Source organism: Pseudoroseomonas cervicalis ATCC 49957 (assembly GCF_000164635.1).
GTDB lineage: Bacteria > Pseudomonadota > Alphaproteobacteria > Acetobacterales > Acetobacteraceae > Pseudoroseomonas > Pseudoroseomonas cervicalis.
Genome location: NZ_GG770777.1, coordinates 480,088 through 490,562, shown reverse-complemented (window position 1 = coordinate 490,562; position 10,475 = coordinate 480,088). Strand labels below are relative to the sequence as shown.

Here is a 10,475-nt window from a genome sequence, read left to right as displayed (position 1 = left end):
GCCGGCCGCGCCGTGCTGCTGGAGAAGCCGCTGGCGACCGATCTGGCCGAGGCCGCCGCCTTCGTCGCCGAGGCCGAGGCGACGGGCGCCCGCGCCGCGGTGAACTTCCCCATGGCCTCCTCCCCGGCGGTGGCGCAGCTCGCCGCCTGGCGCCAGGGCGGTGCCGTGGGCGCGCCGCAGGCGCTGGAGATCGCCACCGATTTCGGCCGCTGGCCGCGCGGCTGGCAGCACGGCGCCGCCACCTGGCTGGCGCGCCGGGCGGAGGGCGGCTTCACCCGCGAGGTGGTCTCCCACTTCCTGTTCCTGACGCTGCGGCAGCTGGGTGCGCTGGAGCTGGTCTCGGCCCGGGTCGACTATCCCGAGGGCGATCTGGCCGAGATGGCGATCGAGGCCGAGCTGCGCGCCGGCGGCGTGCCGGTGCGGCTTTCCGGCAGTGTCGGCCGCATCGCCGAGGACGAGGCCAATGCCTGGGTGCTGCGCGGCGAGGCGGGCGCGATTCGCCTGCGCAACTGGTCGCTGGCCGAGCGGCTGGAGGCGGATGGCGCCTGGCGCACCGCCCCCGACGCCGTGCCGAACGAGGCGATGCGGCCGATGGTGCTGGGCGGGCAGATGCACAAGCTGGCGGCGCTGACGCGGGGCGATTCGGCCACCGGCCTCGCCACGCTGCGCGAGGCGCTGACCGTGCAACAAATTGTTGAAGAAATCCTGCGAAGCTAACGCTTCACCCAGACGTTCAGGGGAGGTGGGCGCGCTGCGCCCGCCGCCACCAGCGTCAGAAGGATCTCATGCCGCCCTGCCATCTCCTCCGACATTCCGCCGGTGCCGCCCTGCAACCGCAGGTGGAGCGCCGGAGGAGCGCCGTCACGCCAGCCTGCGCGGGGCGCCGCCGGGCGGGAAGAAGGGGGCCGGCACGCGGCCTGGCCGCCGGGGCAACACGGAGCGCGACACTGCCATTGCAAAGCGGTTACGCTTCGTGGCTCGACAGCTTGACCCTGTATCTCAACAACTCGCCCCGCCGCCTCACAGCGGGCCTGTCGCCGCCGGCTCATTTCTACGAAGATTTGTTCCGGAAGCTCTTCGGCGCGCAGGCCCAGGACGGTATGGGTGGACACATTCCACAGGGCCAACATGGCCGGCGGGCAGCCAAGCTCCAGCGATGCGGGCCTTGCATGCCGGCATCGAGAAACTCCTGTCTGGCGAGAGGGGGGAGAAGATCATATCGAAAGTGTGATCCTGTTCTCCCAAATAAGACACCGTCTCGGTGACCGGCCACCTGGCCAGCCACCGTTCTGCAACTTCCGCCCGGCGCGACCCGCCGCCGGATCCGTTCTGCTTAAGGGAATTCGCCCCAAATGCCCGTTCAAAACGCTCCCGATCAACTGATTGGAATCCTTCGGGATACGGTGGTCGCTTTGGTGCGGCGCGATGGGCATGACCTGTCGGCGCGGCAGCTCGGCGTGTTCCTGACCGTCTATATGGGCGAGGGTCCGCACACGGTGCGTGGCCTGGCCGCGGCCCTGAACGTGTCGAAGCCGGCCATCACCCGCGCCCTGGACCGCCTGGGCGAGCTCGACCTCGCCCGCCGCAAGACCGACCCGCAGGATCGCCGCAGCGTGCTGGTGCAGCGCACCGTGAAGGGCGCCGCCTTCCTGCGCGAGATCCGCGGCATCATGGTGGAGGCCGACAACGCCTCCCGCACCGTGGCGCCGTCGCAGCCGGCCAATACCGAGAGCGCGGCGCGCCGCGCCAGCTGAGCCAGAGGTCCCGGCAAGCGGCCCGGTTGTGAGCTACAACCGCAGGTCGCTCCGCCGGGCCGGGGCGGGGGTCGCCTCGGGCGCCGGAAGCTTCTAGGCTTCCGGCCTCGCCCGCCCCCACGGAGTGCCCTGCCATGGCGGATTCCCTGCCGTTCGACCCCTCCCGCCTGAAATTCGGAATCGGCCAGCCCGTTCCCCGCAACGAGGATCCGATCCTGTTGCAGGGCCAGGGGCGCTACACCGACGACCTGCAACTGCCCGGCCAGCTCTGGTGCGCCATCGTGCGCAGCCCCTACGCGCATGCCGTGCTGAAGGGCGTGGACACCAGCGCGGCGCTCGATGTGCCGGGGGTGGTGGCCGTCTATACCGGGCAGGATCTGCAGGCGGCCGGCTATGGCCATCTGCGCTGCACCATTCCGTTGCAGGGGCTGGTGAACATCGAGCGGCCGGCGCTGGCGGTGGACCGGCTGCGCTTCGTGGGCGACCCCTTCGCCTGCGTCATCGCCGAGACGCGCGAGGCCGCCAAGGACGGTGCCGAGGCCGTCTATGCCGAGGTCGAGACGCTGCCGGCGGTGACCGAGGCCAGCGCCGCCGCCGCGCCGGATGCGCCGCAGCTCTACGACCACATCCCCGGCAACCAGGTGCTGGATTTCCATTACGGCGATGCGGAGAAGGTGCGGGACGCCTTCGCCTCGGCGGCGCATGTGGCGCGGCTCGACCTGCGCAACAACCGCGTCGTGGTCTGCGCCATGGAGCCGCGCAGCGCCATCGCCGAATACGCGCCGGACGAGGGGCGCTACACGCTGCATCTGGGCTGCCAGGGCGTGTTCGGACTGCGCAACCAGATCGCCAACGACCTGCTGAAGGTGCCGGTCGAGAAGCTGCGCATCCTGACCGGCCATGTCGGCGGCAGCTTCGGCATGAAGGCCTCGGCCTATCCCGAATATGTCTGCCTGCTGCACGCGGCGAAGCAGCTCGGCCGCCCGGTGAAGTGGACGGATGAGCGCAGCGGCAGTTTTCTCTCGGATATGCATGGCCGCGACCATGAGGTGACGGCGGAGCTGGCCCTCGACGCGGAGGGCCGCTTCCTGGCGGTGCGGCTGACCAGCCTGGCCAATATGGGCGGCTATCTGGCCACCGTCGGCCCGCTGATGGGCACGATGAACTTCGTCCGCAACATCCAGAGCAACTACGCCACGCCGCTGATCGAGGTCTCGACGCGCTGCCTGGTGACCAACACCACGCCGATCTCGGCCTATCGCGGCGCCGGGCGCCCCGAGGGCAACTACTTCATGGAGCGGCTGATCGAGACCGCCGCCCCGGCGATGGGCCTCGACCCGCTGGAGCTGCGCCGCCGCAACTTCATCCGCCCCGCGCAGATGCCCTATGCCGCCGCCTCCGGCTCCCGCTATGACAGCGGCGATTTCGAGGGGCTGCTGGCGCGCGCGATGCGCGAGGCCGACTGGGACGGCTTCGCCGCCCGCAAGGCGGCGAGCGCCGCCAAGGGCCTGCTGCGCGGCCGTGGCGTCGGCAATTTCCTCGAATGCACGGCGCCGCCGGCCAAGGAGATGGGCGGCCTCCGCTTCGAGGAAGATGGCGGCGTCACCATCATCACCGGCACGCTGGATTACGGGCAGGGGCATTGGACGCCCTTCGCCCAGGTGCTGCACCAGACGCTCGGCGTGCCCTTCGACCGCATCCGCCTGGTGCAGGGCGATTCCGACCAGCTGATCGCCGGTGGCGGCACCGGCGGGTCGAAATCGCTGATGGCCTCGGGCGCCGCGATCATCGAGGCCTCGGCCAAGGTGGTGGAGAAGGCGCGGCTGGCGGCGGCCCATCTGCTGGAGGCGGCGGAGGAGGACCTCGATTTCGAGCCGCATGCCGAGGGCGGGGCGCGCTTCGTCATCGCCGGCACCGACCGCGCCATCGGGCTGCTGGAACTCGCCGCCCGGCTGCGCCAGGCGACCGGCCTGCCCGAGGGCGTGCCGGACAGCCTCGACGTGCAGCACGTCTTCCAGGAAGCGCCGATGGCCTATCCCAATGGCTGCCACATCGTGGAGCTGGAGGTGGACCCGGAGACCGGCACGGTGCGCTTCGACCGCTATGTCACGGTGAATGATTTCGGCGTCATCGTGAATCCGCTGCTGGTCGAGGGCCAGGCGCATGGCGGCATCGTGCAGGGCATCGGACAGGCGCTGATGGAGCGCACCGCCTATAGCGAGGACGGCCAGCTGCTGTCCGGCTCCTATTCCGACTACGCGCTGCCGCGCGCCTCGGACGTGCCGTCCTTCCACTTCGCCAGCCATGCGACGCCGGCGCAGACCAACCCGCTCGGCGCCAAGGGCTGCGGCGAGGCCGGCTGTGCCGGCAGCCTGCCCGCGGTGATGAATGCGCTGGTCGATGCCTTGTCCGGGCGCGGCGTGACGCATATCGACATGCCTGCGACGCCGGAGGTCATCTGGCGCGCGCTGAACCAGGCTGCCTGAGGAGAACGCCCATGCCCAACCCGCCCACCGGCTTCGCGCCGGGCCTGACGCTCGCCGTCGCCAGCAAGATCGCCGAGGTGGCCCTGGCCAAGGGGCGCGAGCTCGGCCTCGCCCCGCTGACCGTGGTGGTGCTGGACCAGGCGGCGCAGCAGAAGGTGGTGCTGCGCGAGGACGGGGCCAGCCTGCTGCGCCCCGAGATCGCCATGGGCAAGGCCTTCGGCGCCATGGCGCTGGGCTTTGGCGGGCGCGAGCTGGCGCGCCGCGCGGCGAAGATGCAGGGCTTCATGAACGCCTTCTCGGATCTCTGCGGCGGCCGTGCCGTGCCGGTGCCGGGCGGCGTGCTGGTGCGCGATGCGCAGGGCACCATCCTGGGCGCCGTCGGCATTTCCGGCGATGCCTCCGACAAGGACGAGGTCTGCGCCGTGGCCGGCATCGAGGCCGCGGGCCTGGTGCCCGACACCGGCGACCCGGAATGAGGCTGCCGGGCGCCAGCGGCGCCCGGCCCTGACAGAAGAAAGATGGGGGCGCGGGGGAATTCCTTCCCCCGCCCTTTGCTTTTTTTACTCGCCTGCCGCCGTCATCGGCTTCGGCGCGAACTCCACCGGCACCATCAGCTTGGTCTCCTGGCTGACCAGGTAGCCGGCCTCCGCGCTGCGCTGCAGGAAGGCGATCCACTCCGGATCCGCCTGCATGGCGGCGCGCTTCGCGGCGCGGTCGGCCGCGTCCTTGTAGGCCCAGATATGGACGTAGGAGTTCACGTCGCCGGTCTCGGTGGTGAGGTAGGCGACGGGCTGGCCGAGATGGCGGGTCTGCGCCTTCCAGCCATGTTCCGCATAGAGCGCGAGGTGCTTCTTCAGCGTGCCGGGCTTGCAGACATAGGTGCGGTGGTCGAGCAGCATGGACGTTTTTCTTCCTGGTGGAGCGCGCAGCATGCTGCGCGCTCCATCCTGCCGGCAAGAGGGGTGCTTCAGGCCACCGCCGGCACCACGCGCTGGTCGCGCACCGGCAGGTGCACCAGGGCGGCGAAGACGGCGGCCAGGATGCCGATGATCCACATCAGGTCGTAGCTGCCGGTGCGGTCGAACACCACGCCGCCCAGCCAGGCGCCGGTGAAGCCGCCGATCTGGTGGCCGAGGAAGACCAGCCCGAAGACGGTGGCCAGCCAGCGCGTGCCGAAATTGCGCGCGCAGAGGGCGACGGTGGGCGGCACGGTGGACAGCCACAGGATGCCCATGACGGCGGAGAAGGCGAGCACCGTGCCGGTGGTCTTGGGTGCCAGGAAGAAGACCAGCATCAGCACGGCGCGGCTGGCATAGATGCCGACCAGCAGTTCCCGCCGCCGCCATTTCTGCGTCAGCTCTCCCGAGAGCAGCGAGCCCAGCACGTTGAACAGCCCGATCAGGCTGATGGCGCCGGCGCCGACGAAGCTCGGCAGGTGGCAGCTGGCGACGAAGCCGGGCAGGTGGACCGAGAGGAAGCTGACATGCAGCCCGCAGACGAAGAAGCCGAAGAACAGGCACCAGAAGGAGCGGCTGGCGAAGGCGCGCTTCAGCGTCTGCATCGCGCCTTCCTCGGCGGCGATCTGCGCCGCATGGGCGCGGGCCGGGGCGGGGCGGTCGTTCAGCGGCAGGGAGAGCGGGATCATCAGCAGCGCCGCCGCCGCCATGGCGAAGAGCGCGCCCTGCCAGCCGAAGCCGGCGATGCCGAAGCCCGCCAGCGGCACCACCAGGAACTGCCCGAAGGAGGAGCCGGCGGTGCCGAGGCCGGTGGCGCGGCCGCGCTGATCCTCCGGCAGCAGGCGCGTCATGCTGGCCATGATGACCGGCATGCCGGCGGCGGAGACGGCGACGCCCATGACCAGCCCGGCGAAGAAGGTGAAGACCGGCAGCCCATCGGCCAGCGCCATGCCCAGCGTGCCGGCGGCGTAGAGCGCGGCGCCGCCCATCAGCACCACGCGCCCGCCCAGCCGGTCGGCGATCTGGCCGCAGATCGGCTGCGACACGCCATTGATCAGCACCTGCAGCGCGATGGCGAAGGCGAAGCCGCTGGCGCTCCAGCCATGGAAATTGGTCATCGGCGCCAGGAACAGGCCGAAGGACTGGCGCAGCCCCATGGCCAGCGCGGCGGTCAGCACGGCGCAGACGATCAGGATCATCATGGGCGAAAAGCGCCGCCCGGCGGGGGCGGCGAGGGGGGCGGGCATGCAGGCGCTTCCTTCGCGTTTCGCGCGGCAGCATGCGGCCCGTCCCGGCATGGCACAAGCTCGCCCGCCGCATGGCGCCGGGGATTGCCCCCCCGCCGGAAGCATGGGAAGGGGGGGCCATGCTGCATGCCCTGTATGAGCGCATCCTGCGCCTCGCCGCGCACCGCCATGCCGGGGGCTGGCTGGCCGCCATCTCCTTCGCCGAGAGCAGCGTCTTCCCGATTCCGCCCGATGCGATGCTGCTGCCGATGTGCCTGGCGCGGCCGGAGCGCGCCTGGCGCTACGCCACGATCTGCACCATCGCCTCGGTGCTGGGCGGCATCGCGGGCTATGCGCTGGGCTATTTCCTGTTCGAGGCGGTGGCGCAGCCGGTGCTCGCCGCCTATGGCCATGCCGAGGCGCTGCAGAGCTTCCGCGCATGGTTCGACCGCTGGGGCGCCGCCGTCATCCTGATCAAGGGGCTGACGCCGATCCCCTACAAGGTCGTCACCATCGCCGCCGGCGCGGCGGCCTTCGACCCCTGGGTGTTCCTGCTGGCCAGCATCGTCACGCGCGGCGCGCGTTTTTTTCTGTTGGCGGCGCTGTTGCGCCGCTACGGGGCACCGGTGCGCGGCTTCGTCGAGAAGCGGCTGACCCTGCTCACCACGCTCGCCGCCATCGCCATCCTCGGCGGCTTCGCGGCGATCCGGCTGATCTGACGGAGGCCGGGCGCGCCGTCGCGCCCGGCCCCGTGCTTCAGCCCAGCGCCTTGGCCGCGTCCATCACGGCCTTGGCATGGCCGGGCACCTTCACCTTGCGCCAGATCCGCGCCACCTTGCCCTCCCGGTCGATCAGGAAGGTGGACCGCTCCATGCCCATATAGGTCCGGCCATACATCGACTTCTCGACCCAGGTGCCATAGGCCTCGGCCGCCTGCTTCTCGGCATCGGAGGCCAGCGGGAAGGTCAGGCCGTATTTCTCGGCGAATTTCTCGATGGGCTTCATCGGGTCGGGCGAGACGCCGATGACCTCCAGCCCGGTGGCGGCCAGCGCCGGCAGCGCCTCCTGGAAATCGCAGGCCTCCTTGGTGCAGCCCGAGGTGTCGGCCTTGGGGTAGAAATACAGCACGAAGGGCCTGCCCTTCATGGCGGTGAGCGACACCTGGCGCCCGCCGCTGGCCGGCAGGCTGAAATCCGGCGCCGGGGCGCCTTCCGCAACACTCATGCTGTGCCTCCAGTGAGAGGGCCAAGGCGGCGCTCGAAAATGCTCCGCACCCGCCCGGCCTGTTCCCGCATCTGTTCGCGCAACGCGGTTCCGTCAACCGCGCCCTGGCCGAGAAGCGGGGCGGTGGCGCGCAGCATGGCGGCGGCGGTGGCGGCGGGCAGCTCCTCCTGTCGCCAGCGGCCGACGGTCAGGCGCAGCAGGCTCAGCATGCTGCGCCACAGCCGGTCGGCGGCGATCAGCGCCTCCGCCTCCTCGGCCGGCAGGAGGCGCGCCTTGGCCAGCCGGGCCAGCGCCAGCCGCGTGGTCGGCGCCAGGATGGTGGGGTGGCGGCCGGCATGGGCCAGTTGCAGCGCCTGGGCGATGAACTCCACCTCCACCATGCCGCCGGGCATCGCCTTGATGTCCCAGGGCCCCTCGGCCGGCAGGTCGCGCAGCATGCGCGCCCGCATGGCGCGGGCATCGGCAATCGCCTGCTCGCCGGCATGGGTGACGATGGCCTCGCGCACCGCGGCCTGGATGCGCCGGCGCAGCGCCGGCGGGCCGGCGACGCAGCGGGCACGGGTCAGCGCCATGCGCTCCCAGCTCCAGGCGCTCTCGGCATGGTAGCGGATGAAGGAGGAGAGCGAGGTCGCGACCGGTCCCTTGTTGCCGGTCGGCCGCAGCCGCATGTCGACCTCGTAGAGCTTGCCCTCGGCGCCGGGGGCGGTGATGGCGGCGACCATCTGCTGCGCCAGCCGGCCGTAATAGGTGCTGACCGGCAGGCTGCGCGGCCCGCCATGGCTTTCCTGCACCGCCTCCGGATGGTCGTAGATCAGGATCAGGTCGAGATCGGAGGCCGGCAGCATCTCCTGACCGCCCAGCTTGCCCAGGGCCACCACGGCCAGCGCGCCGCCCTTCACCTTGCCGAAGCGCGTGGCGAGCTCCCCCGCCACATGCGGCAGCAGCGCGGCGATGGCGGCATCCGCCAGGGCGCTGCGCGCGGCACCGGCGGCATCGGCGTCGATGCTGCCCTCCAGCGCCGCGGCGTCGATCTCGAACTTGCCCTCGGTCACCAGGCGGCGGGCGCCGTCCAGCGCCTCCTCGAAATGCCGCGCCTCCTTCAGCAGGGCGGGCAGGGCGGCGGCGGCGCCGCCATGGTTGTCGCCGGCCAGCAACCCTTCCAGCGAGGCGGGGTTGTGCGCGAGATGGTTGGCCAGGGCCGGCGCGGCGCCCAGGATGCCGGCGACACGCTGCAGCAGCGCCGGGTTGCGCTGGAACAGGGAGAGCATGTGCACGCCGCCCGGCATCTGCGACAGCACCGCGTCGAACCGGGCCAGCGCCGCATCCGGCTCGCGCTGCCGGCCGAAGGCCGCCAGCAGCGCCGGCATCAGCAGGGTCAGCAATTCGCGCGCCCGCTCGCTGCGCGTGGCGCGGGGGCGGCCGTGATGCCAGCCGCGCACCATGCCGGCCACCTGGGACGGGTTGGCGAAGCCCATGCGCCGCAGCGTCTCCAGCGTCTCCGGATCGTCCTGGGTGCCGGTGAAGACCAGGTTGCCCTCGGCCTGGCTTTCCTCCTCGCCCAGCTCCGCCGCCTCGCGCTCGAACATTTGCGCATAGTGGCGCTCGACCCGGTTCAGGTGGCGGGTGAGGGCGGCGGCGAAGCCCGGCTGGTCGTCGAAGCCCAGGAAGGTGGCGATGCGCGCCAGGCCCTCCTCATCCTCCGGCAGGCGCTGGGTCTGCCGGTCGGCCACCATCTGCAACCGGTGCTCGACATCGCGCAGGAAGACATAGGCATCGGCCAGATGGGCCGCGGCGCGGCGCTCGATGCGCCCGGCGCCGGCCAGGGCGGCGAGGGCGCCGAGCGTGGTCGGGTCGCGCAGGCCGGGATCGCGCCCGGCCCAGATCAGTTGCAGCACCTGCGTCGTGAACTCGATCTCGCGGATGCCGCCGCGGCCGAGCTTCACGTCATGGCCGGCCACCCGCACCTCGGCATGCGCGCCGCGGCCGCCATGCGCCACATGGATCTGCCGCTTGATGGCGTGGATGTCGGCGATCATCGCGAAATCGAGGTGGCGCCGCCAGACGAAGGGGCGGATCTCGGTCAGGAACTGCTCGCCCAGCGCGCGGTCGCCGCCGACCGGGCGGGCCTTGATCATCGCCGCCCGCTCCCAGTTCTGCCCCATCGATTCGTAGTAGGAGATGGCGGTCGGGATGCTGACGGCCAGCGGCGTCGCCGCCGGGTCGGGGCGCAGCCGCAGATCGGTGCGGAACACATAGCCGCCGGCGGTGCGCTCCTCCATCAGCTTGACCAGCTCGCGCGCGATGCGGACATAGACGGCACCGGCGCGCTCGGCCTGGTAAGCCGCCGCAAGGGGATCGTAGAGCACCATCAGGTCGATGTCGGAGGAATAGTTGAGCTCGCGCCCCCCCAGCTTCCCCATGCCGAGGATGGCGAGCCCCGAGCCGCGCGCCACGCCGCGCGGCTCGCGCGTGCCGCCGCGCGGCAGCTTCAGCTCGCCGCGGGAGGCGGCCTCGCGCAACAGATGCGCGCAGGCATAGTCGATCGCCGCCTCGGCCAGGTCGGACAGCGCGCCGGTCACGCGGTCGAGCTTCCATTGCCCGGTCAGGTCGGCGAGCGCGATGATCAGCGCCGCCTGACGCTTGGCCTGGCGCAGCAGCGCCGCGACCGCCGGGCGCGCCGCATCCGGGTCGGCGCGGCTCAGCGGGTCGAGGGCGAGGGCGAAGGCCTCCTCCGCGCCGCGCTCGGCGAAGCGCAGCAGCATGGCGCTCTCGCGCTCCGCCAGGTCGGAGAGATAGGGGCTGTTGCCGCCCAGCGCGGCCAGCAGCGCC

At 71.5% G+C, this 10,475-nt stretch carries 9 protein-coding genes; 5 read left to right on the top strand and 4 right to left on the bottom strand.

What is annotated here, in order from left to right; translation table 11 throughout:
• The 4 genes from HMPREF0731_RS02075 to HMPREF0731_RS02060 all read left to right on the top strand — a co-directional run.
• The coding region (locus HMPREF0731_RS02075) for a Gfo/Idh/MocA family oxidoreductase (RefSeq protein WP_007002343.1) at positions 1 to 717 on the top strand (717 nt) is incomplete at its 5' end.
• A gap of 635 nt (positions 718 to 1,352) precedes the next feature.
• On the top strand, positions 1,353 to 1,754 hold the full coding sequence (locus tag HMPREF0731_RS02070) for a MarR family transcriptional regulator (protein ID WP_007002341.1): 402 nt from the start codon (positions 1,353 to 1,355) through the stop codon (positions 1,752 to 1,754).
• A 134-nt stretch (positions 1,755 to 1,888) separates the two neighbouring features.
• Positions 1,889 to 4,240, top strand: a complete 2,352-nt coding sequence (locus HMPREF0731_RS02065) for a xanthine dehydrogenase family protein molybdopterin-binding subunit (RefSeq protein WP_007002340.1) — start codon at positions 1,889 to 1,891, stop codon at positions 4,238 to 4,240.
• A gap of 11 nt (positions 4,241 to 4,251) precedes the next feature.
• Positions 4,252 to 4,716 (top strand): GlcG/HbpS family heme-binding protein, encoded by a 465-nt coding sequence (locus tag HMPREF0731_RS02060; protein WP_007002339.1) that lies wholly within the window; start codon positions 4,252 to 4,254, stop codon positions 4,714 to 4,716.
• Positions 4,717 to 4,800: 84 nt separating this feature from the next.
• Here HMPREF0731_RS02060 and HMPREF0731_RS02055 read toward each other — a convergent pair whose 3' ends face one another.
• Positions 4,801 to 5,139, bottom strand: coding sequence for an NIPSNAP family protein (locus HMPREF0731_RS02055; protein ID WP_040611842.1), 339 nt, complete (start codon positions 5,137 to 5,139; stop codon positions 4,801 to 4,803).
• A gap of 68 nt (positions 5,140 to 5,207) precedes the next feature.
• The gene (locus HMPREF0731_RS02050; RefSeq protein ID WP_007002337.1) at positions 5,208 to 6,443 is read right to left on the bottom strand and encodes an MFS transporter; all 1,236 of its coding nucleotides are present in this window, start codon (positions 6,441 to 6,443) and stop codon (positions 5,208 to 5,210) included.
• Between the two features lie 119 nt (positions 6,444 to 6,562).
• Between HMPREF0731_RS02050 and HMPREF0731_RS02045 the strand changes: the two genes are divergently transcribed.
• On the top strand, positions 6,563 to 7,141 hold the full coding sequence (locus tag HMPREF0731_RS02045) for a YqaA family protein (protein ID WP_007002336.1): 579 nt from the start codon (positions 6,563 to 6,565) through the stop codon (positions 7,139 to 7,141).
• 37 nt (positions 7,142 to 7,178) lie between these two features.
• On the opposite strand, the gene bcp is transcribed toward HMPREF0731_RS02045, so the two are convergent.
• Positions 7,179 to 7,646, bottom strand: coding sequence for a thioredoxin-dependent thiol peroxidase (bcp, locus tag HMPREF0731_RS02040; protein WP_007002335.1), 468 nt, complete (start codon positions 7,644 to 7,646; stop codon positions 7,179 to 7,181).
• A partial coding sequence (locus HMPREF0731_RS02035) for a bifunctional [glutamine synthetase] adenylyltransferase/[glutamine synthetase]-adenylyl-L-tyrosine phosphorylase (RefSeq protein ID WP_007002334.1) occupies positions 7,643 to 10,475 on the bottom strand: 2,833 nt, incomplete at its 5' end. The genes bcp and HMPREF0731_RS02035, both read right to left, overlap by 4 nt.